Source organism: Enterobacter cloacae complex sp. HYC003_NIDB, from assembly GCF_056673375.1.
The window spans coordinates 918,288-939,511 of the sequence record NZ_CP114220.1 but is presented as its reverse complement, the minus strand read 5'-3'; the positions used below and the strand labels follow the sequence as shown (position 1 = coordinate 939,511).

Here is a 21,224-nt window from a genome sequence, read left to right as displayed (position 1 = left end):
TCGACTCCTAGGGGTAAATAAACTGCCAGAAATGGATATCTGGCTCGTTGTTTACGCGGATGCTGTTTGTCCACTTCCCTGCTTTTGACGGCGTGATAAATAACAAAACGGTAAATTTATCGGTCTGTTGTAAACGATCGTAGACGAGAAACAGGGTATTCCCCCGGCTGTACATGCTGTCCGGCTGTGGCCAAACGCTGCCTGGCTCATACGCGTCGCTGCTTTCGCTGGTCATGCTGAGGGTATATTTCCCCTCAGACGTCACCGGAAACGTCAGTGCCATCCGCGATTCGGTCTGGCGGCGACCGAAGCGCTCATAGCTCAGGGTCAGGGATTTTGCTTCGTTTGTTTTCTCCACGTCGCTGACCGCGCCGCTGGAAAACAGGCCGGCTATCGCGGCCACGATAATAGCTAACAGCACAATAAAACCCACCTGGCGAAATGCATACTCAAACGTCAGTAAACGGCTACTCTCTTTTATCCCAGGCACTTTTTCATTTTTTGGTTCCATGGCTGTGGTCACCGTTTCGCTTAATTGCCGAAATTTTTGATTTTTCTGTGCAAATGCTTTTAAGACTTATCACATTTGCCACATAAAGGAATAGCAACAATACTTAATAAGTCAAGACATCCAAAATGAAGGGTATCAGATGAAATTATCAGTGATTTCAGCCTTGTTTATATTAATTATCCCTACTGCATGGGCAGATAATAACGGCGGGTTACAAAAGGGTGATGCGCCGCCACCGCCGCATGCGCTGGACAGCGGTTATCGTGGTACCGATGATGCGCGCATTATGACTATTACTCAGGCGAAAGAGATGCATGATGGTGCCTCTATTTCATTGCGCGGCAATCTTATTGATGGCAATGGCGATAAATACGTATTCCAGGATAAAACCGGGAAAATCGACGTTATTATCCCGAAAGCCGTATTTGACGACAGAACCGTGGAACCTGACAACATGATCAGTATTAGCGGCTCGCTCGATAAAAAATCATCCCCACCCGTAGTGCGGGTCAGCCACTTGCAAAAATAATTCAGCGAAGCGTTAACGCTGTAACTATCCATCAAATCTCACCCCTAACAAGGAGTTAGCTATGAGTGATAATGAACAACGTACGAACGCTTACCCAACGCCACCTTTCCCGGAGCAGCCCCAGACGCCACCGGGCCTGGCCTCAGAGATGGAACCCGTACCCGACCACGGCGAGAAGAGCTACAAAGGGCATGGTCGTCTTGCCGGTAAGAAGGCGCTAATTACTGGGGGCGATTCCGGCATTGGACGCGCGGTAGCCATTGCCTATGCCCGCGAAGGGGCAGATGTCGCGATTAACTATTTGCCGGAAGAGGAAGAAGACGCAGCGGAAGTCATCGCCCTGATTAAAGCGGAAGGGCGGAATGCCGTCGCGCTTCCTGGCGATGTGCGGGACGAAACTTTTTGTCAGAACCTGGTGGAGCAGGCCGTCTCAAAACTGGGCGGGCTGGATATCCTGGTGAATAACGCAGGCCGCCAGCAGTACCGTGAGTCGCTGGAAGAACTGACCACGGAAGATTTTGACGCGACCTTTAAGACCAACGTCTATGCGCCTTTCTGGATCACAAAGGCGGCGTTGCGCCATATGAAAGCCCCTGCTTCCATCATTAACACCTCCTCCGTTCAGGCGGTTAAACCGAGCGCCGTACTGCTTGACTATGCGCAGACCAAAGCCTGTCTCGCGGTGTTCACCAAAGCGCTGGCGAAACAGCTGGGACCGAAGGGGATCCGCGTGAACGCGGTAGCGCCGGGCCCTTACTGGACCGTGCTTCAGCCCAGCGGTGGGCAGCCACAGGAAAAAGTGAAACATTTTGGCGAGAGTACCCCTCTGGGACGCCCGGGACAGCCCGTGGAGATCGCACCGCTGTATGTCACCCTGGCCTCGGATGAGTGTTCATACACCTCCGGGCAGGTGTGGTGTTCAGACGGCGGGGATGGCGTCATCTAGCGCTCAAGGCTCGCAGAGTGTAGGCCGGGTAAGGCGAAGCTGCCACCCGGCAAATTGTTGCAGGCGAAAGCTAAAGGGCTGCGAAAGCAGCCTTTTTTACGTTTAAGGGTTGACGACAGGAAACCAGAAGCTGAAGCTCTCCATGCAGCGCAGCATTTCGTTTACCTTCGCGGCATTGCCGACGATCGTCACCTCTCCTGCCTGTTGCGCCTTTTTCAACGTGGTCTCTTTGAGGATGATTTTATTCAGCGTTTCGCGGCTGAGCGTAATGGTTGCATCCGGATCTTCTGCCTGAGCGTTGGCGCTATGGTTCAGCACGCCATTCTCCAGCTCCAGCTTGTACCTGCCGCCCTCGCGACCCAGATCAACGTTAAAAATCCCTCTGGCATTCGCGGCTCTGACGCCGTTAAGGTGAACGCCGAAGTAGTCAAAAATCATCTCAGTCGACATGGCACGAACCGCATCCGGGCTGGCGGTATTGGGCGTCGGCATCCTCTCCACGCCGTTACGCAACTCCTGCGCACCGGTGAGGTAGGCGTTACGCCAGGGTCCTGACTCGGCCTGGTATCCCAGCTGTTCAACCGCGTCCGCTTCCAGTTCGCGCGCCGCCTTATTATTTGGATCGGCAAAAACGACTTTACTCACTACCTGCGCCACCCAGCGGTAATTTCCCCGGGCATAATCAACCCGGGCTTTTTCAAGGATCGCGCGGGCTCCGCCCATGTAATCGACATATTTTTTCGCTGCCTCGACCGGAGGCAGTTCATTGAGCGTCGCCGGATTTCCGTCGAACCAGCCAAGATAGTAGACATAGGTGGCTTTGACATTGTTACTTACCGAGCCGTAATAGCCACGGCCTGCCCAGGATTTTGCCAGCCCGTAAGGCAGGGCGAAATTAGCGGCTATCTCATCCCTCGTCAGCCCTTTATTCGCCAACCTCAGCGTCTGGTCGTTGATATAGCGGTAGATATCACGCTGGCTTTTCATCAGCTTCACCACTTTCTTATTACCCCATGTGGGCCAGTGGTGCTGCGCGATAATAATTTCCGCTTTATCCCCCCAACGATCGAGGGCGTTATTGATGTATTTTGACCATGCCAGCGGATCGTGTATCTTCGCCCCGCGCAGCGAGTAAGTATTGTGCAGGGTGTGAGTGACGTTCTCTGCTGCTTCAATCAGCTTTTTCTCTTCCACATACCAGAGCATTTCAGACGGCGCTTCCGACCCCGGCGCCAGCATAAAATCATAGGTGAGACCGTCGATGATCTCTTTCTGCCCGTCTTCGGTAATGGCGTGAGTGGGCGCGATAAGCGTGACCGTCCCGGCTGAGGTGGTCGTCCCCAGACCCGCCCCTACCTGACCTTTTACATTGGCCTTTAACAGGTTTCCGTAGATATAACTGGCACGGCGGCTCATGGCATTTCCGGCCATGATATTTTCCGATACCGCCTCTTCCATAAAACCTGCTGGAGCATAGACTTTCACTTTGCCGGTTATCACTCCCGCTTCATCGACTACGCCACGCACGCCGCCATAATGATCGACATGACTATGGGTATAAATAACGGCAACAACCGGGCGTTTGCCACGATGTTGAACGTAAAGATCCATGCCCGCTTTGGCCGTTTCCGCAGACACCAGCGGATCGATAACCGTGATCCCCTCTTTGCCCTCTATAATCGTCATATTCGACAGATCGAGGTTACGGATCTGGTAGACGCCTTCCGTGACCTCAAACAAACCGCCAATATTATTCAGCTGCGCCTGACGCCACAGGCTCGGGTTGACGGTATCCGGCGCTTTTTGCCCTTCTTTGATAAAAGCGTATTTCTGGGGGTTCCAGATAACGGCGCCTTTTTCGCCTTTAATCACCGCGGGTGGCAGCGGGGCAATAAAGCCTTTGTGCGCATTTCGGAAATCCGTCTTATCAAAGAAGGGCAGTTGACCATAAAGTGCATCATTCATCTCTTTCGTATGGACAGTGGCTCCCTTCCCTTCCTTTTGTGCCAGGACAGGCAATGAGGTCAACGACACTAATAGCAGACCAGCAACGGCTATCGCACTAACGAGAGTTTTAAATTTCATACTTCCTCGAGGAGTTATATTCACGCTGGCGGTACATGGGGGGAAAGGAGGCTATCACCAGGCTTATCTTTAACCTATGGAAATAACGTTTATAAATAAATTAGTTTATTCTTTCGTCGCTGCGTCCTTAAGGGATAATGCTGAGTCCAGTTATTTCCCCGGAGTGATTCGATGAAGAGCCTGCCGTTCTTTTTCGCTGTATTAACCCTCAGCACATTAACAGCCTGTAGTTCTCCCCAACCAGACAATGTTGAAAAAATTAATCATCTGCAAATTCCACTGGTGTTGCCGGGGGAAAAACCGCCGCAGGCACAGATATCGCATATCGCGTCTCTTTATCAGGAAAATAAACAGCAGATCGAGACCTTAACGCGCAGCGTAAAATCTCAGTATCTACAGGACACCACCGCAAAAGAAATTTTTGTTGCGGACAGTGCCGTTCAACGCGTCTATGCCTCGCTGACCAAACTGGAACAGTTAGATATGGTTAATCAGCAATACCTGAAAGATAATAATGTCACGGGCCTGCAAAATATTCATATCATTCTTGAACCGTTATTTACCAGCTGAAAACGAAAAACCCGGCAATATAAGCAGCCGGGTTTTTTATTAATGGGCATATCACGGGCATCAGTCGTACTGACCAAAGCGATAGCTAAGCCCTGCGGTGACGGAACTCAGGTCGCTGCTCACGCCGATCTGGTTAACATTGCCCACGTTGCTTACCCACTGATACTCCAGGCGGCCCGCCCAGTTTTTATTGAAAGCGTATTCAGTACCCACGGCTGCAAGCGGGCGCACACCGGTTTCAAAACGATTGTGACCACTTACATCGGATTCAGCGCGATAGCCCATTGCGCCGGCACGGCCGTAAATATCCCAGTCACTGGTCAGGGCATAACTGGCCTTCAGAGACATTTGCAGCCCCTGCGTCTTCATTTGCGCCCCGGCGCCATGCTGACCTTTAATCTGCATGTTGCCTAAATAATCATAACCACCTTCTACCGCAAGCCATGGGGTAATCTGATAACCCGTATAAACACCCCCGCCGACATTATCATGGTTAAAATCGAAGTGATCGGAATGTGTGTTCTCAAACGCTTTTGAACCCATATTGGTATCAAAATAGTGAGACCAGCCGAATTTAGCCCCGCTATACCAGGTGCCCGCATCAGCGGCGGCGAACGCGGAAGTGGCGGTAAATGCATTAGCCATAATCAATGCGATAACTGTCTTTTTCATAAATATACCGTTTACTTGATAATGTTAAATCTGAGAAAGCAAACGATATAGAAAATTAACGGTAGCGTTAATTGCATTTCTGTTTAATTTTAAACTTCCGCTAGAATGACTCGGGTAAATGTCTGACCTCAAGCAGATATCCACCGCGCTTAAAGGCGATATATTCCCCCTGCTTAAGGGCAGATAATACATTGAGTATACTGCTGCGAGAGAGCAGCGTACGATCCTGGATATATTCCAGAATCGTGGTACGCAAACGCGTCTCTTCCGGGAGCAAAATCATTTCCTGAAGGTGGTTACGAATAACGGAATAGGTACGCTGCTGGAGTACCTGGGCATCACGGAATATTAAATAGGCCGTATGGTATGAGAGCAGCGCGGCGACATCCTCCCAGACGCCCTCGGCACGAAACAACTCAGCCGCCTTGTCCGCATCGAGACGTAAAATAGTCGACTCTCTTTCAGCACGGAGAAGGTGCCCCTGCGTAGGCTGGATCATCTCTGCAATACCAAACAAATGCGGCTCGTAAACGGTCACTACCACCAGTCCATCCGAAGCCCGCAGCAGGGACAGCTCTCCTTCCAGAAAGAGGTACATCTGCTGTTTCCCCTTCCGTAACCAGGTGAGTCGCTTACGCGGAACAACGTGCACTTTCTCCGCTATCGGCTCAAGGATGGCGGTCAGTCTTTCGATGGATTTTTCGGGTCGAACAGGCGGTAAAATATGCATGGTACAACCTTCTGACATTCAATATCTGCCATTATAGACCATATATTTTAAGCGGTTAGCCGATCAAAACTGATAGCTGTAGTTGACGCTGGCAAACCAAAGATAAGGATGATCGTAACTTCCGGCAAACGCCGTCGGGGATTTCACATGCGACGACTGCATATGAAGATACGACACGGCAATACCAATATTGCTGGCCGGGGTGATCTGATACTGGGCTCCCGTGCCAAATCGCCACTCATCCCCGGTGGGTAAAGTTAAGGCCACATCACTCTGACTCTCATACGGCGAGCTGTCGAACGCCACACCGATATTCAGTCGCCACTGAGGTGTTGGACGATACTGCACGCCCACCGCGCCGTGCCACGTATCCTTCAGGCGGCTGACGTTGTTCAGTTGCCGATCCCCAACGACGATTTGCGGGGCACCGAACTGGCTCCAGTCCTGCCAGCCGAGATCGCCCATAACCGACCACCGCGGGTTAATATCATGCACAAGACTGAGCATGATTTGCTGCGGCGCGCTGATTTGTGCCGACACCGGGAGGTCGTAGGCACCATTCTGTACTCGAGCTTTGCCGTTAACAGAGTAGCGATAGTTCGTCTCGCTGCTCCATGTAATACCGGCTCGCGTCTGGTCGGTCAGTTGCATGAGTAACCCAAGCCGATAGCTCATGGCCCAGTCCTCATCATGCTGCCGATAGTCATTATCATTAACGTTGCGGGTCAGCGAGAAATAACCGTAATTGACGTTGGCGGACGCCCCTATTGAGAGTCGGTCGTTGAGCTTGTATGCCAGTGACGGACTGAGCGTCATTGCAACCAGGGTACTCTTTTTAATCAGCCTGTCGCCCGCCCAGCTACCGTAATCGATCCCCAGACCGTAATTACCGTAAAGCCCGATCCCGGCATAAAGATCGTCGTTTATCTTCTGGCTATAAAAGGCGCTGGCATTCGGGATGGTTTTCATCACGTCGCCGGGGCTTTGATGGGCATCGTTATCCAGATGGTTGTCGATGGAGCCATCCATAACCTGTAACCCGCCAGTGAACATATGATCCGGCAGGCGCGTCATGCCAGCAGGGTTGGTCATGATTGTCGAGGCATCCTGCGCACGAGCCGCCTGCCCTGCTCCGGCAAGCGCGGTATCTTCGGTGCCGGCTTCATAAAAATAGAGGGCGCTGGCATGGGCACTGGAGGCGGCAAATAAGCCCGCGCACAGGAGGAGTCGTGTTTTCATCTGCGATCCGGGAAATAAAAAATTGGCCGACAGATATAACAGGGGCGCCTGATGACGTAAAAAGGAAGAGGGTTTAATTTTAAATTATGCGCGGTTCAGCCCCTCTTAATATCTCTGACAATTCAGCGACGTCCGGAATAAGGCGCCGCTACGTCCTGCACCTGTAATACGTTCAGGTACAGGACGATAAAATCCAGGAATTTTGTTCAGGTTTATCCGGCCTTACTTATAATGCTCCAGATTGGTTTCCGGGCCCGTTCTGGCAATTTCCTGAGCTTTGCCGAAACTTTCAATCAGGCACTTATATTCCGGACAGACATGCTCTGCCAGGATCTCAGCAAAGCGAGAACCTTCCGCGCGGTTCCAGGTTCTCATTAATTCAGCGACAATGGCAAACGTATCGGTAGGGATCGCCCCCGCCTGAGCCACGCGCGCGATGGTGGTATCGTTCGCGATTTTGGACCAGTTCCCCGAGGCATCCACAACACAGTAAACCTTATACCCCTCCTGGACAGCGCTAACCGCAGGGAACGCCATGCAGACGCTGGTGAGCGTGCCGGCAATAATCAGGGTCTTTCTGCCCGTCTTTTCCACTTCCTTCACAAACGCCGGATTATCCCAGGTATTAATCTGCCCGGTGCGTGGAACATACACGGCATGGGGTGCATATTTGTGAATTTCCGGGATGAGCGGGCCATTGGGACCGTCAGGAACAGAGGCCGTGGTGATCACCGGGATATTTAAAAGCGTGGCAACTTTGGCTATCGCTGTCACATAATTACGAAGGTCTGGTACAGGCACATCACGTACCGTGTTGAATAAGCCACTCTGATGGTCGATGAGTAAAATTACAGCGTCATCAGTATCAATCATACCGTTTGTAGCAGCCATATTTCTTTCCTCATGATTTCTTTTACATTGCCGTCAACTCTCCCGGCTCCGCGATTTTACATGCACATGGTCAGGGTATAATGCATTGATAAATCATAATGAATAGTAGTCCGATCCGGTCTGAATACCGCATCATTTCAGGACAATTTCTGGCACGGTACGCTGAGCCATCGACGCTGACGGAAAGCCCTCGTGAGGAGAAAAGATCTTTACAATGCCGTTATGCGGCCATTCGTATTCGTTCGGCTGAAGGCAAGCGTTACTCACTACTGGGATCGCCCTTATCCTCCCGCATGGATTCGATAAACTCCCGTTGCTCCTCTGTGAGTTCAAGCTCATTCAGCAAGCGATCTAACTCTTCTTCAGGTGATTCCTTTTGGTTCTTTCTCTTCCCGGTAGCCATACTCACCCTTGAGTTATTAGGATTAATCTCAGGGTATCCAGGGTACAGGAAATGTGCAACTTAGCGTGTTATGCCATGGGTGATTCGTCGTTTAGCAGAAGAAGATTAAAAGCATAGCAAATCACCCTTTACGCATAAAAATTCAGTGTTAGCATGGAGGTGCTTAATTTTTTCCGGAAATAGCTATGCTGGACATAACTCATTTTGGGCTTTTCGCCCTGTCTGTATTTCTCCTTTCCGTTACACCTGGGCCTGATATAGCCTACGTGGTAGGTCAAAGCGTGGTTAATGGAAGACGAGCGGGAATTATCTCTGCCGCTGGAGTAGCATTAGGTAGTTGCACACATGCAATTGCAAGCGCTGTGGGATTAACCGCGTTGATAACAGCATCTCCGATGATGTTCACCATCATTAAGTCTCTCGGTGCGGCTTATCTGATGTATCTCGGTAGTAAGATGATTTGGGGAACGCTGACAAAGCAAACCACTAATCACAACGAAGCTGAAAGCGTTAAGGCAAAAGCGACTCTGACGAGTCTACTTACTAAAGGTTTCATAACTACCTTAACCAACCCGAAGGTACTGTTATTCTTCATCTCCTTTTTCCCTCAATTCGTTGCGCCTGGAAGCGAGCACCAGACAGCTTCTTTTCTACTCCTGGGTATGACCTACGCATTGATCGCTTTTATGACTGATTTAACGTTCGCCGTACTTGCAGGTAGTGCAGCTGGAACCGTTTCGCAAAACAGAAGGTTGCAGAAAATACTGGATAGAATTGTTGGTGTAACATTCATTGGATTAGGGCTCAGGTTGGCGTTTACACGCCGTTAAGAATATGGGGCGTTCAGCCCCTTATTCTTTGGGATAAGAAAATTCAGCAGTGACTAAATGTGACCCTGATTTATCAGATTGGACGTCATACGCGAAGTTATACCGCTCTCCAGGTGTAAACTTAAATCCGAACACAGGAAGACACCCGCCCTTTTGAACATACACGGGCTTGTCATCAAAAATCTTGTGAAGAGAGTCGCTATTATCACTGTTGATTTGGATAGCAGTGATCCGTTCCTGTGGCTCCAGTGGTGACACCACACAAACTTGATTATCTTTGATAAATGCCGTTGTAGATTCACGATCTACCATTCGATCACCAGGCCCAGGGCATCCCGTCAAGAGGAATACAACACCCAGCAACATTTTGTTCTTCATGTTTAACACCCCTTCCCTGTTACGATTTTTTGGTAAAGCGAAGGGACATCCTGCAACTTATCTACGCCTCTGTACATCCCCATGCGCCCAGGCCTTTGATAATAAGACCACTTACTAATCCCATAAACCAGCAGTAACCAGTAATCAGCTAAAATAGAGGCTTGCTGCTCAAGAGAGTAATCAGTGAGCTTTTCTTTATCCAGCCTGTAGGTATATTCAGCAGCCCAGCTAAACGCACCCCGCATTCTCACCCATTGCCCGTGTTGGTGTTGCCAGACATGCCCCAATTCATGGATGAAAACATATTTATCTTCAACAAAAACCGAGTTTGCGGAAAAGTCTTCCCTGTACATCTGTTTTCTGTACCACAACTCCCCGTTGGGAGTCATCGCGTAGTTCTGTTTCTGGAGGCCGAACGGTAAATAGCTGTCGCAATGAATCCAGACACGGCTATACACTATCGAATCACCGAACACTCTGCGAGCCATTGCAATCTCGCCTAAGGTCATCCGGCGCAATGTTCCTTCCTCTGCATATGCGCTCATAAACTATCCTCCTTGTATGATTTATCTACATCGTAAAAACATAAGTCGAAATAGTCTATACGCGAACATTAGCCATTTATTAAACACAGTGACGGTGCAAACACTACTCCCCGTTGGTGATACAGCAACAAGCGGAGCCGTTAAGCGACAACATCAGACCGTCAGAGGGATCACACCTTATCAGGATAACCGTGTACCCTTGCGGGAGCGTGGCTGAAACGTTGATAAAGCCTACAGGTCGTTTGTAGTTATGGTTATTACGTGGCTCATAAGGCCGCACATCGGGCTTAAATGCGTCTGAGCAGTCTGTCGATGACATAACAATACCAGTGTGGCTTTTTCTTCACGTTTTGCTATCGCGGTGTGAGGATGCAACTGACACCAACGCTGAGTTATCTTGTCTTCTCACCATGTAACTTAGCGTGACAGTTACCAAGGGCGGATCACGATGGCATAACTCATAGGCGGCTAAAACAGATAATTATTTAAGCTGCTGATAGAGAATGATTTTAAGGCGTTCGTACGAGGTGAGAGATCTGGAGCGGGCGAAGGGAATCGAACCCTCGTATAGAGCTTGGGAAGCTCTCGTTCTACCATTGAACTACGCCCGCTTTGAGGTGCGTAAGGCATTATAGACCTTACGCCTCTTCATACAAGCCTTTACCCCACTAAGTGGCGATTAAATAATCACTTAGCACTTCGGCTTACTGCCCTGCGCCGGAAGATAACGCTGCGGATCGATGGCCGTGGCCTTATAGCGGATCTGGAAGTGCAGCTTCACCGTATCCGTCCCGGTACTGCCCATGGTCGCAATCTTCTGCCCCGCCTTCACGTTCTGCCCGTTATTGACCAACATCGTGTCGTTATGCGCATACGCCGTAATGTAGTCCTCACCATGCTTAATCATGATCAGGTTACCGTATCCACGAAGCTGGTTACCGACATAGACCACCTTCCCGGCCCCTGAAGCGTAAACCGGTGTGCCGCGTGCGGCAGCGATATCAATACCTTTATTGCCACCTTCCGAGAGCGAGTACGGCGCAACCACTTTTCCGCTTGCAGGCCAGATCCAGCAGCGCTGACCGACCGGCGGCCAGGATGATTTAGGCACCTGATAGGATGGCGTGACTTTGGCTGTTTTACGCGTTGAGGACTTTTTCCCTGAGGAGGAACCGCCGTTAACCTTGAGCTTCTGCCCTACCTCAATAGTATACGGTGGAGAGATATTATTCAGGCGCGCCAGCTCCTTCACGCTGGTTCCCGTGGCGCGTGAGATGCGGTAGAGCGTGTCCCCGCGCTTAACGGTATAGACTGCACCGGAATAACTGCCCATATCCGAAGATTTACTCCCCGAGCATCCTGCTACAAGTAGCGTCAGCGTCAGGCAGAAAACGGCAATGATCGGGTTTCTCGTCAGGCTTCCTGCAAACAAAACAGCTCCTCGGTCAGCGTGAATGGCGCACTATGATAGCAGCCCAAACTGATGCCGGTCATGCCCTTTTCCGCTCTGTGGGCCAAACCGTTCGCATAAGAATGCAGTATAATAATTCCGCTGATGGTGCTGAACCATTAAGCATTTTGGCACTGGAGCATCAATGAGTATTCAAGAACACGTTATTTTGGTAAATGACCAGGGAAAGGTGATTGGCACTCAGGAGAAGTACGCCGCGCACACGTCACACACCCCGCTACACCTGGCCTTCTCTTCATGGCTGTTTAACGCTAATGGAGAATGTCTGATCACCCGGCGCGCATTAAGTAAAAAAGCCTGGCCCGGCGTATGGACCAACTCCGTTTGCGGCCATCCACAGGCCGACGAAGCGACAGAGCAGGCGATTATCCGCCGCTGCCGCTTTGAAGTCGGCGCCGAAATCACAGACATCACCCCCATTGCCCCGGAGTTCCGCTACCGTGAAGCCGACCCGTCAGGGATCGTTGAAAACGAAATCTGCCCGGTCTATGCCGCCCGCGTAACGAATACCCTCGCAATCAATGACGATGAAGTAATGGAGTATCAGTGGGTGGAGCTGGACGCGCTATTCCGCGCGCTGGACGCCACACCGTGGGCATTTAGCCCGTGGATGGTGCAGGAAGCGAACACCGCGCGTGAAAAACTCAGCGCCTTCGCGGCGCAATAAAAAAGCCCCGGCGATAAACGCACGGGGCTTTTTTTACGTCTTAAAGGCTTATTTCACCGGACGCATCGCCGGGAACAGGATCACGTCGCGGATGGTGTGGCTGTTGGTGAACAGCATCACCATACGGTCGATACCAATACCCAGGCCAGCCGTCGGCGGCAGGCCGTGCTCCAGCGCGGTCACGTAGTCTTCGTCGAAGAACATCGCTTCGTCGTCGCCTGCCGCTTTCGCGTTAACCTGATCCTGGAAGCGCTGCGCCTGATCTTCTGCATCGTTCAGCTCGCTAAAGCCGTTACCGATTTCGCGGCCACCGATGAAGAATTCGAAGCGGTCAGTGATTTCCGGGTTCTCGTCATTACGACGCGCCAGGGGAGACACCTCCGCCGGGTATTCGGTGATGAAGGTCGGCTGAATCAGGTGCGCTTCGGCCACTTCTTCGAAGATTTCGGTCACGATACGACCCAGGCCCCAGCTCTTCTCAACCTTGATACCGATGCTTTCAGCGATCGCTTTCGCAGAGTCGAAGTTATCCAGATCCGCCATGTTGGTTTCCGGACGGTATTTCTTGATCGCTTCGCGCATGGTCAGTTTTTCGAACGGCTTGCCGAAGTCGAACACCTCTTCACCGTAAGGCACCTGGGTGGTGCCCAGAATGTCCTGCGCCAGGGTGCGGAACAGGGATTCGGTCAGCTCGATCAGATCTTTGTAATCCGCATACGCCATATAGAGTTCCATCATGGTGAACTCTGGGTTATGACGTACGGAGATACCTTCGTTACGGAAGTTACGGTTGATCTCAAACACACGGTCGAAACCGCCGACCACCAGACGCTTCAGATACAGTTCCGGCGCGATACGCAGGTACATGTCCAGGTCCAGGGCGTTGTGATGGGTGATGAACGGACGGGCAGAGGCACCGCCTGGGATCACCTGCATCATCGGGGTTTCTACTTCCATAAAGTCGCGGTTAACCATGAACTGGCGAATACCGGCCATGATCTGGGAGCGAATTTTGAAGGTCTTACGGGATTCATCGTTAGAGATGAGATCCAGGTAACGCTGACGATAGCGCGCTTCCTGATCCTGTAAACCGTGGAACTTGTCCGGCAGCGGGCGCAGGGCTTTGGTCAGCAGACGCAGTTCGGTGCAGTGGATAGACAGTTCACCGGTCTTGGTTTTGAACAGTTTACCTTTAGCGCCCAGGATATCGCCGAGGTCCCACTTTTTGAACTGCTCGTTGTAGATGCCTTCCGGCAGGTCGTCACGAGAGACGTACAGCTGAATGCGGCCGCCAACGTCCTGTAAGGTCACGAAGGACGCTTTACCCATGATACGACGGGTCATCATGCGGCCCGCCACGGACACTTCAACGTTCAGCGCTTCCAGCTCTTCGTTCTCTTTACCGTCGAAGTCTGCGTGCAGTTGGTCTGAGGTGTGGTCACGACGAAAATCGTTCGGGAACGGCACGCCCTGCTCGCGCAGCGCTGCCAGCTTCTCGCGGCGGGTTTTCAGTTCGTTGTTAAGATCGACTACCGCGTCAGCGCCCTGTGCTTGTTGTTCAGACATGTTGGTTCCTCATAACCCTGCTTTCAAACTTGCTTCGATAAATTGGTCCAGGCTGCCGTCCAGCACCGCCTGCGTGTTGCGGGTTTCAACCCCGGTACGCAGGTCTTTGATGCGGGAGTCATCAAGGACGTAAGAACGGATCTGGCTGCCCCAGCCGATATCGGACTTGTTGTCTTCCATCGCCTGCTTCTCAGCATTTTTCTTCTGCATCTCCAGCTCATAAAGCTTCGCTTTCATCTGCTTCATGGCCTGGTCTTTGTTCTTATGCTGGGAACGGTCGTTCTGGCACTGTGTTACCAGCCCGGTTGGAATGTGGGTAATACGCACCGCAGATTCCGTACGGTTAACGTGCTGACCACCCGCGCCGGATGCGCGGTAAACGTCGATACGCAGGTCCGCCGGGTTGATGTCGATATCGATATCTTCATCCACTTCCGGGTAGACAAACGCGGAGCTGAAGGAGGTGTGACGACGGCCGCCGGAATCGAACGGGCTCTTACGCACCAGGCGGTGAACGCCGGTTTCAGTACGCAGCCAGCCGTAGGCGTAATCGCCAATAATCTTGATGGTGACGGATTTGATACCCGCCACTTCACCTTCGGACTCTTCGATAATCTCGGTTTTGAAACCGCGCGCTTCCGCCCAGCGCAGGTACATGCGCATCAGCATGCTCGCCCAGTCCTGCGCTTCGGTACCGCCAGAACCTGCCTGAATATCGAGATAGCAGTCAGCGCTATCGTATTCGCCGGAGAACATGCGACGGAATTCCAGCTGCGCCAGCTTCTCTTCCAGCACGTCGAGCTCTGCCACGGCTTCGTTAAAGGTTTCTTCGTCGTCGGCTTCGACAGCCAGCTCCAGCAGCCCAGAAACATCTTCCAGACCCTGCGCCATTTGATCCAGCGTATCTACGATGGCTTCGAGGGAGGAACGCTCTTTACCCAGCGCCTGAGCGCGCTCAGGTTCGTTCCAGACATCCGGCTGTTCCAGCTCGGCGTTTACTTCTTCGAGACGCTCTTTCTTGGCATCGTAGTCAAAGATACCCCCTAAGAACGTCAGAGCGCTCCGTGAGGTCCTGAATGCGGTTTTTTACCGGATTAATTTCAAACATGGTCTGTTTTCTTTTATGAGCTTGTCAAAATGCGGTGATAAGAGCGGGATTGTACCGAATCCACGCCCTTTTTTATAGAGATTACTGACGCTAAATTGGCCAGATATTGTCGATGATGATCTGAAGGGAGCGGTTACCGCGGAACTCGTTAATATCCAGCTTATAGGCCAGCTCAACCTCGCGCACGCCGTTGTCCGGCCAGATGGAGGTATCAACGTTAAAGGCGATGCCATCGAGCAGCGGTCCGCCGCCGACCGGTTCCACCATCACTTTGAGATGGCGTTCGCCCACGATGCGCTGTTGCAGCAAACGAAAACGTCCGTCGAAAAGCGGCTCCGGGAACATCTGCCCCCACGGGCCAGCATCGCGCAGCATCTGCGCCACTTCCATGGTCATTTCAGCCGGTGAAAGCTCACCGTCAGAAACCACTTCACCCTGCAACAGAGCCGGATCGATCCACTCGGTGACCAGTTCGCCAAACAGACGCTGGAATTCGTCGAACTTCGCCTCTTCCAGCGACAGGCCTGCCGCCATCGCGTGACCGCCGAACTTAATCATCAGGTTCGGATGCAGCGTATCCAGACGCTCCAGCGCATCGCGCATATGCAGACCCTGAATGGAACGACCGGAGCCTTTCAGCGTGCCGTCCCCGGCGGGGGCGAACGCGATCACCGGGCGGTGGAAACGCTCTTTAATGCGCGACGCCAGAATGCCCACCACGCCCTGGTGCCATTCGGGGTGATACATCGCCAGCCCGCCCGGCAGGGTATCGCCGCTGCGCTCCAGCTTTTCGCACAGGGTCAGCGCTTCGGCCTGCATGCCCTGCTCAATCTCTTTACGGGTCTGGTTGAGTGCGTCCAGCTCACTGGCCAGCACGCGCGCTTCGCCGATGTTGTCGCACAGCAGCAGCGCAACGCCAACCGACATATCATCCAGCCGCCCCGCCGCGTTCAGGCGCGGGCCGAGGGCAAAGCCTAAATCGCTTGCCGCAAGCTTCAGCGGATCGCGGTTGGCAATTTCCAGCAGCGCCTTAATCCCCGGACGGCATTTACCTGCCCGAATGCGGCTTAAGCCCTGCCAGGTGAGAATACGGTTATTGGTATCGAGCGGCACCACGTCCGCCACGGTTCCCAGCGCCACCAGATCGAGATACTCCGCGAGGTTCGGCACGGCAATCCCGCGCGATTCGAACCAGCCCTTATCTCGCAGCAGCGTGCGTAACGCCAGCATCAGATAAAACGCCACCCCTACTCCGGCCAGCGATTTCGACGGGAAATCGCAGTCGCGCAGGTTCGGGTTAATGATGGCTTCGGCGGCAGGCAGAGTTTCGCCTGGCAGGTGGTGATCGGTGACCAGTACCGGGATCCCCAGCGCATGGGCATGATCGACCCCCGCATGAGAAGAGATCCCGTTATCCACGGTCATGATCATCTGTGCGCCACGGGCGTGGGCCTGATCGACCACTTCCGGGCTGAGGCCGTAGCCGTCTTCAAACCGGTTCGGCACCAGGTAAGTCACATTATCGCAGCCCAGCGCACGCAGGCTGAGCACGCTCAGCGCGGTACTGGTTGCGCCGTCGGCATCGAAATCGCCCACCACGACAATCCGCGTGCCTTCCCGGAACGCGTCGTAGAGCATTTCAGTCGCTTTTTCGATGCCACTCAGCGCTTGCCAGGGCAGCATGCCTTTGACGCTGCGCTCAAGATCGCTTGCCGTACGCACGCCACGGCTGGCGTACAGCCGCTTTAACAGCAGCGGAAGCGTGTCTGGTAAATCCGCGGTTTCACCCGCATCGCGGCGGCGCAGTTTTATCGGGGCTTTCACGCGAATTATTTACCACCCATCTGTTTCTGGTGCTCGTCGAGGAACGCTTTCATCTCTTTTGGCCCCTGGTAGCCCGGTACCACGTAGCCGTTACTCAGCACAATGGCTGGCGTACCGCTCACGCCAAACTGTACGCCCAGCGCGTAGTGGTTAGCGATGTCGATATCGCAGGACGCGGGCTTCACGCCTTTGCCGTTCATCGCGTCATCAAAGGCCTTGTTGCGGTCTTTCGCACACCAGATCGCTTTCATATCCTGCTCAGGCTGGCTCTGCACGCCGGCGCGTGGGAAAGCCAGGTAACGCACGGTAATGCCCAGCGCGTTGTAGTCTTTCATCTCTTCATGCAGCTTGTGGCAGTAGCCGCAGGTGATGTCGGTGAAGACGGTAATAACGTGCTTTTCCTGCGCCGCTTTGTAGACAATCATCTCTTTTTCGAGCGCGTTCAGGTTTTTCATCAGCAGCTGGTTAGTGACGTTCACCGGCTGCGCGCCGCTCACGTCGTACATAGGCCCCTGAATGATGTGCTTGCCGTCTTCGGTCACGTACAGCACGCCGCTGTTGGTCAGCACCGTTTTCATGCCAGCCACCGGCGCTGGCTGGATCTCGCTGCTGGCGACGCCGAGTTTCGTCAGAGACTGTTTAATGGCGGCATCGTCCGCATGGGCAATACCGGAAATCGAAGCTGCCAGCAGGGTGAACAGCGCTAAAGACTTTTTCATATTTGTTCCTGTAACAATTCGTCGGCACTCACGCGCGAGGGTGGTGCTGTTGGTGTAGCTGCCGCAGGCGTTCCGTCGCGACATGGGTGTATATTTGCGTCGTTGAAAGATCGCTGTGTCCAAGCAACATCTGCACCACGCGTAAATCAGCGCCGTGGTTTAATAGATGCGTCGCGAAGGCGTGACGCAAAACGTGCGGCGACAGCTTCTCACTGTCAATACCCGCCAGTGTGGCGTAATGTTTAATGCGATGCCAGAACGTTTGTCGCGTCATCTGCTGCGCGCGCTGGCTCGGGAACAATACATCTATGGAGACGCCGTTCAGCAGCCACGGACGCCCGTGTTCCAGATACGTCTCCAGCCAGTAGACCGCCTCTTCACCCAGCGGCACCAGCCGTTCTTTGTTCCCTTTACCGATAACGCGCACCACGCCCTGACGCAGGCTGATATCGCTCATCGTCAGGCCCACCAGCTCGGAAACGCGCAAGCCCGTGGCATACAATAGTTCAAGCATGGCTTTATCGCGTAACTCCAGCGGAAGGTCAACTGCGGGCGACTGTAATAATCTCTCAACTTGTGCTTCGCTGAGATCTTTTGGCAGCCGCTGAGGCAGTTTAGGCGATGCCAGCAGTGCGCTGGGGTCATCCGCGCGGATCTTCTCGCGGTACAGGTGCTGGAACAGGCGGCGCATGGCGCTCAGCAGACGTGCAGAGCTGGTGGCTTTGTACCCCCCTTCCATCCGCTCAGCCAGTAACCCTTGCAGGTCATCGCTTTGCGCGCTTTCAAGCGTCAGCCCACGATGTGCCAGCCACTCGACCAGCAGCGTGAGATCCCGACGATAGGCGCTGAGCGTATTTTCAGCGAGGTTTTTCTCCAGCCACAGCGCGTCGAGAAACTGTTCGATGAGTGCGAGATCCTTTTCCACATCAGCCCCTTTGGTTCTGCAATCTGGCCATTATGCCTGAATGCCATCGGTTTCTGGTACACTACGCGCAAAGTCATAGCAAGAATTGAGATAGTTACGCGATGAATATTGGTCTGTTCTATGGTTCCAGCACCTGCTACACCGAAATGGCGGCGGAGAAAATTCGTGACATCATTGGCCCGGAACTGGTGACGCTGCATAACCTGAAAGATGACGCGGTTGCCTTGATGGAGCAGTACGATGTGCTGATTCTGGGTATCCCTACCTGGGACTTTGGTGAGATTCAGGAAGACTGGGAAGCCATCTGGGATCAGCTCGATTCAGTCAATTTTGAAGGCAAAATCATTGCGATGTACGGCATGGGCGACCAGTTGGGCTACGGGGAGTGGTTCCTTGACGCACTCGGCATGCTGCACGACAAACTGGCGCCAAAGGGCGCGACCTTTATCGGCTACTGGCCTACGGAAGGCTATGAGTTCACCAGTCAAAAACCGATTATTGCCGACGGTCAGCTGTTTGTCGGGCTCGCGCTGGATGAAACCAACCAGTACGATCTTAGCGACGAGCGCCTCCAGAGCTGGTGCGAGCAGATTCTGGGTGAGATGGCCGAGCAGTTCAGCTGATTTACTCCTGCGTCGGCTGTTGCACGATCAACCGGCGCAGATCTCGCCACTCCGCGGGATCCATACTGTCTGCGGCCAGCCACAGGTGCTGGCGACGGTTATCCTCGACCCGACGCAGCCGTAGCATCATCCCGGTATTAAGCATCCACGGCGTCCCCATCATCTCCCACTCTTTTCCCTGCCAGCGCAGGCGAGAATCCATCAGCAGCTTAATTTCCCCCTGACGGGCGTTGATTCGACGCTGGCTGCGCACGCTGTCAAACACCACAAACGACAGCAATAGCAACCACAGAGGGGTATAGCTAAGCGGCCACGGCACCAATAACACCAGTGCCGCCACCAGCCCGTGGAGCAGTAAGGACATCCACTGTGAGCGCCACGAGACGCGAAGATCAGATTGCCACAGGACCACGTTCCTGATTCCGTGTTTGAATTAATTGCACCATCCGTTGCAACTCGGTGTCGGCGGGCTTGCCGTGATTCATCAGCCAGTTGAATAAATCCGGATCGTCAGACTCAAGCAGACGGACAAACAGGCGCTTATCGTCATCGCTTAAGCTGTCGTACTCATACTCGAAGAAAGGCATGATGGAGATATCAAGTTCACGCATGCCGCGACGGCACGCCCAGTGAATACGGGCCTTGTTGTTAATATCCATGTTCTGTTTCCTGCATTACGTTTGGCACAGTCGGTATCCCGTTTGGTATTCATTATTGCTCTCCGGGAACACCTGCTAGTGTAACGTGTTTTTGACCGTTTCTTTACTGGAATATTGCGAACCTCGAGCAGGCTCCCTGAATAATCCTTATAAAGACAGCGGATTACACTATTTTGCGTAGCGCCACGCATAACCGCGTAATGGCACGAATGGCCTGCTGAAAGCGCTTGCATTGAATACAGTCTCTTTTACCATTAGGTATTATCAAAGCGTTAAGCAATTCAGGACATCACTATGGCATTTACACCATTTTCTCCTCGCCAGCCCGCCGCCTCTGCGCGTCTGCCGCTGACGCTGATTACTCTTGATGACTGGGCACTGGCGACACTGACTGGTGCGGACAGTGAAAAATACCTGCAAGGCCAGGTCACGGCGGACGTGGCGCAGTTGACTGAGCACCAGCATCTGCTGGCCGCGCATTGCGATCCAAAAGGCAAAATGTGGAGCAACCTGCGTCTGTTCCGCCGTCAGGACGGATTCGCCTTTATTGAGCGCCGCAGCCTGCGTGACGCCCAGCTTAAAGAGCTGAAAAAATACGCGGTCTTTTCTAAAGTCACCATCGCCCCGGACGATGAACACGTTCTGCTGGGGGTCGCGGGTTTCCAGGCGCGTGCAGCGCTGAAAAACCTGTTTGCCGAGCTGCCGGATGCTAAAAAACAGCTGGTCAGCGAGGGAGCGACCTCCATTCTGTGGTTCGAACACCCGGCGGAGCGCTTCCTGCTGGTAACCGACGAAGCAACGGCGGAACGCGTCACTGACGCCCTGCGCGGTGAAGCACAGCTCAACAACAGCCAGCAGTGGCTGGCGCTGAACATCGAAGCGGGCCTGCCGGTGATTGACGCGGCAAACAGCGCGCAGTTTATCCCGCAGGCGACAAACATCCAGGCGCTGGGTGGTATCAGCTTTAAGAAGGGCTGCTACACTGGTCAGGAAATGGTGGCGCGTGCGAAATTCCGCGGCGCGAACAAACGCGCCCTGTGGACACTGGCTGGTCACGCCAGCCGTGTGCCGGAAGCGGGTGAAGATCTTGAGATGAAGATGGGCGAAAACTGGCGCCGTACCGGCACCGTGTTAGCCGCCGTCCAGCTCGATGATGGCCGCCTGCTGGTGCAGGTTGTCATGAATAATGATATGGAGCCCGACAGCGTGTTCCGCGTGCGGGATGATGCAAACACGCTCAGCATTGAGCCGCTACCGTATTCTCTGGAAGATTGATGCTGTATCGCCCGGTGGCGCTGCGTTTACCGGGCCTACGGTGTTGATATTCTCCCTC

General features: G+C 53.2%; 24 protein-coding genes and 1 tRNA gene. 7 read left to right on the top strand and 18 right to left on the bottom strand.

Annotation, left to right across the window (positions count from 1 at the left end; genetic code table 11):
* Nucleotides 1-7 precede the first annotated feature (7 nt).
* On the bottom strand, nucleotides 8-511 hold the full coding sequence (locus tag O1722_RS04495; RefSeq protein WP_015571782.1) for a hypothetical protein: 504 nt from the start codon (nucleotides 509-511) through the stop codon (nucleotides 8-10).
* Nucleotides 512-650: 139 nt separating this feature from the next.
* Here O1722_RS04495 and O1722_RS04490 point away from each other — a divergent pair, with 139 nt between their 5' ends.
* Together O1722_RS04490 and O1722_RS04485 are read left to right on the top strand one after the other, a co-directional pair.
* Nucleotides 651-1,040, top strand: coding sequence for a YdeI family stress tolerance OB fold protein (locus O1722_RS04490; RefSeq protein ID WP_032649404.1), 390 nt, complete (start codon nucleotides 651-653; stop codon nucleotides 1,038-1,040).
* A 61-nt stretch (nucleotides 1,041-1,101) separates the two neighbouring features.
* Nucleotides 1,102-1,986, top strand: coding sequence for an SDR family oxidoreductase (locus O1722_RS04485; RefSeq protein ID WP_032649406.1), 885 nt, complete (start codon nucleotides 1,102-1,104; stop codon nucleotides 1,984-1,986).
* A 102-nt stretch (nucleotides 1,987-2,088) separates the two neighbouring features.
* Here the strand turns inward: O1722_RS04485 and O1722_RS04480 are convergent, their stop codons facing one another.
* Nucleotides 2,089-4,071 (bottom strand): alkyl/aryl-sulfatase, encoded by a 1,983-nt coding sequence (locus O1722_RS04480; RefSeq protein ID WP_033487621.1) that lies wholly within the window; start codon nucleotides 4,069-4,071, stop codon nucleotides 2,089-2,091.
* Nucleotides 4,072-4,242: 171 nt separating this feature from the next.
* Between O1722_RS04480 and O1722_RS04475 the strand changes: the two genes are divergently transcribed.
* Nucleotides 4,243-4,641 carry a hypothetical protein gene (locus O1722_RS04475; protein ID WP_023295374.1) on the top strand — a complete coding sequence of 133 codons (399 nt, stop codon included), beginning with the start codon at nucleotides 4,243-4,245 and terminating at the stop codon, nucleotides 4,639-4,641.
* A gap of 60 nt (nucleotides 4,642-4,701) precedes the next feature.
* Here O1722_RS04475 and O1722_RS04470 read toward each other — a convergent pair whose 3' ends face one another.
* The 5 genes from O1722_RS04470 to O1722_RS04450 all read right to left on the bottom strand — a co-directional run bounded on the left by O1722_RS04470 (nucleotide 4,702) and on the right by O1722_RS04450 (nucleotide 8,576).
* Nucleotides 4,702-5,313, bottom strand: coding sequence for an outer membrane beta-barrel protein (locus O1722_RS04470; RefSeq protein WP_023295375.1), 612 nt, complete (start codon nucleotides 5,311-5,313; stop codon nucleotides 4,702-4,704).
* A gap of 100 nt (nucleotides 5,314-5,413) precedes the next feature.
* On the bottom strand, nucleotides 5,414-6,043 hold the full coding sequence (locus O1722_RS04465) for a winged helix-turn-helix transcriptional regulator (RefSeq protein WP_015571785.1): 630 nt from the start codon (nucleotides 6,041-6,043) through the stop codon (nucleotides 5,414-5,416).
* A gap of 63 nt (nucleotides 6,044-6,106) precedes the next feature.
* The gene (locus O1722_RS04460) at nucleotides 6,107-7,282 is read right to left on the bottom strand and encodes an OmpP1/FadL family transporter (protein WP_033487622.1); all 1,176 of its coding nucleotides are present in this window, start codon (nucleotides 7,280-7,282) and stop codon (nucleotides 6,107-6,109) included.
* 222 nt (nucleotides 7,283-7,504) lie between these two features.
* Nucleotides 7,505-8,173, bottom strand: a complete 669-nt coding sequence (locus O1722_RS04455; RefSeq protein ID WP_033487623.1) for an isochorismatase family protein — start codon at nucleotides 8,171-8,173, stop codon at nucleotides 7,505-7,507.
* Between the two features lie 259 nt (nucleotides 8,174-8,432).
* Nucleotides 8,433-8,576: a hypothetical protein gene (locus O1722_RS04450; RefSeq protein ID WP_032654893.1), complete on the bottom strand. Its 144-nt coding sequence runs from the start codon at nucleotides 8,574-8,576 to the stop codon at nucleotides 8,433-8,435.
* A gap of 185 nt (nucleotides 8,577-8,761) precedes the next feature.
* Here O1722_RS04450 and O1722_RS04445 point away from each other — a divergent pair, with 185 nt between their 5' ends.
* Complete coding sequence (locus tag O1722_RS04445) at nucleotides 8,762-9,406, top strand: LysE family translocator (RefSeq protein WP_033487624.1); 645 nt, start codon at nucleotides 8,762-8,764, stop codon at nucleotides 9,404-9,406.
* A gap of 21 nt (nucleotides 9,407-9,427) precedes the next feature.
* On the opposite strand, the gene O1722_RS04440 is transcribed toward O1722_RS04445, so the two are convergent.
* The 4 genes from O1722_RS04440 to actS all read right to left on the bottom strand — a co-directional run bounded on the left by O1722_RS04440 (nucleotide 9,428) and on the right by actS (nucleotide 11,761).
* Nucleotides 9,428-9,784, bottom strand: coding sequence for a putative T6SS immunity periplasmic lipoprotein (locus tag O1722_RS04440; RefSeq protein WP_033487625.1), 357 nt, complete (start codon nucleotides 9,782-9,784; stop codon nucleotides 9,428-9,430).
* A gap of 2 nt (nucleotides 9,785-9,786) precedes the next feature.
* Nucleotides 9,787-10,329, bottom strand: coding sequence for a type IV secretion protein Rhs (locus O1722_RS04435; RefSeq protein ID WP_033487626.1), 543 nt, complete (start codon nucleotides 10,327-10,329; stop codon nucleotides 9,787-9,789).
* Nucleotides 10,330-10,866: 537 nt separating this feature from the next.
* Nucleotides 10,867-10,940: transfer RNA gene (locus O1722_RS04430), tRNA-Gly, on the bottom strand.
* An 80-nt stretch (nucleotides 10,941-11,020) separates the two neighbouring features.
* Nucleotides 11,021-11,761 (bottom strand): amidase activator ActS, encoded by a 741-nt coding sequence (gene actS / locus O1722_RS04425; RefSeq protein ID WP_022651807.1) that lies wholly within the window; start codon nucleotides 11,759-11,761, stop codon nucleotides 11,021-11,023.
* Nucleotides 11,762-11,924: 163 nt separating this feature from the next.
* Here actS and idi point away from each other — a divergent pair, with 163 nt between their 5' ends.
* Entirely contained in the window at nucleotides 11,925-12,467 is a 543-nt protein-coding gene (gene idi, locus O1722_RS04420) for an isopentenyl-diphosphate Delta-isomerase (RefSeq protein ID WP_003863454.1), read from the top strand.
* A 48-nt stretch (nucleotides 12,468-12,515) separates the two neighbouring features.
* On the opposite strand, the gene lysS is transcribed toward idi, so the two are convergent.
* From lysS to xerD, 5 genes are all read right to left on the bottom strand, one after another.
* Nucleotides 12,516-14,033: a lysine--tRNA ligase gene (lysS, locus tag O1722_RS04415; protein WP_003863452.1), complete on the bottom strand. Its 1,518-nt coding sequence runs from the start codon at nucleotides 14,031-14,033 to the stop codon at nucleotides 12,516-12,518.
* Nucleotides 14,034-14,042: 9 nt separating this feature from the next.
* Nucleotides 14,043-15,141, bottom strand: a protein-coding gene (gene prfB / locus O1722_RS04410) for a peptide chain release factor 2 (protein ID WP_096147815.1) whose coding sequence is annotated in 2 segments (ribosomal slippage) — nucleotides 14,043-15,065 and nucleotides 15,067-15,141 — 1,098 coding nt in all. Because the reading frame shifts where the segments join, the coding sequence is not laid out codon by codon here.
* Between the two features lie 90 nt (nucleotides 15,142-15,231).
* Complete coding sequence (gene recJ, locus O1722_RS04405) at nucleotides 15,232-16,965, bottom strand: single-stranded-DNA-specific exonuclease RecJ (protein ID WP_017382886.1); 1,734 nt, start codon at nucleotides 16,963-16,965, stop codon at nucleotides 15,232-15,234.
* Between the two features lie 5 nt (nucleotides 16,966-16,970).
* Nucleotides 16,971-17,684 (bottom strand): bifunctional protein-disulfide isomerase/oxidoreductase DsbC, encoded by a 714-nt coding sequence (gene dsbC, locus O1722_RS04400; RefSeq protein WP_033487627.1) that lies wholly within the window; start codon nucleotides 17,682-17,684, stop codon nucleotides 16,971-16,973.
* A gap of 28 nt (nucleotides 17,685-17,712) precedes the next feature.
* Complete coding sequence (gene xerD / locus O1722_RS04395) at nucleotides 17,713-18,609, bottom strand: site-specific tyrosine recombinase XerD (protein WP_003863442.1); 897 nt, start codon at nucleotides 18,607-18,609, stop codon at nucleotides 17,713-17,715.
* A gap of 101 nt (nucleotides 18,610-18,710) precedes the next feature.
* Between xerD and fldB the strand changes: the two genes are divergently transcribed.
* On the top strand, nucleotides 18,711-19,232 hold the full coding sequence (gene fldB, locus O1722_RS04390; RefSeq protein WP_015571793.1) for a flavodoxin FldB: 522 nt from the start codon (nucleotides 18,711-18,713) through the stop codon (nucleotides 19,230-19,232).
* A 1-nt stretch (nucleotide 19,233) separates the two neighbouring features.
* Here fldB and O1722_RS04385 read toward each other — a convergent pair whose 3' ends face one another.
* Complete coding sequence (locus tag O1722_RS04385; RefSeq protein WP_017382887.1) at nucleotides 19,234-19,644, bottom strand: protein YgfX; 411 nt, start codon at nucleotides 19,642-19,644, stop codon at nucleotides 19,234-19,236.
* Nucleotides 19,625-19,891 carry an FAD assembly factor SdhE gene (gene sdhE / locus O1722_RS04380; protein WP_003863437.1) on the bottom strand — a complete coding sequence of 89 codons (267 nt, stop codon included), beginning with the start codon at nucleotides 19,889-19,891 and terminating at the stop codon, nucleotides 19,625-19,627. The genes O1722_RS04385 and sdhE overlap by 20 nt, the downstream gene beginning before the upstream one ends.
* 294 nt (nucleotides 19,892-20,185) lie before the next feature.
* Between sdhE and ygfZ the strand changes: the two genes are divergently transcribed.
* Nucleotides 20,186-21,166: a tRNA-modifying protein YgfZ gene (gene ygfZ / locus O1722_RS04375; protein ID WP_017692714.1), complete on the top strand. Its 981-nt coding sequence runs from the start codon at nucleotides 20,186-20,188 to the stop codon at nucleotides 21,164-21,166.
* The last annotated feature ends 58 nt before the right edge of the window (nucleotides 21,167-21,224 follow it).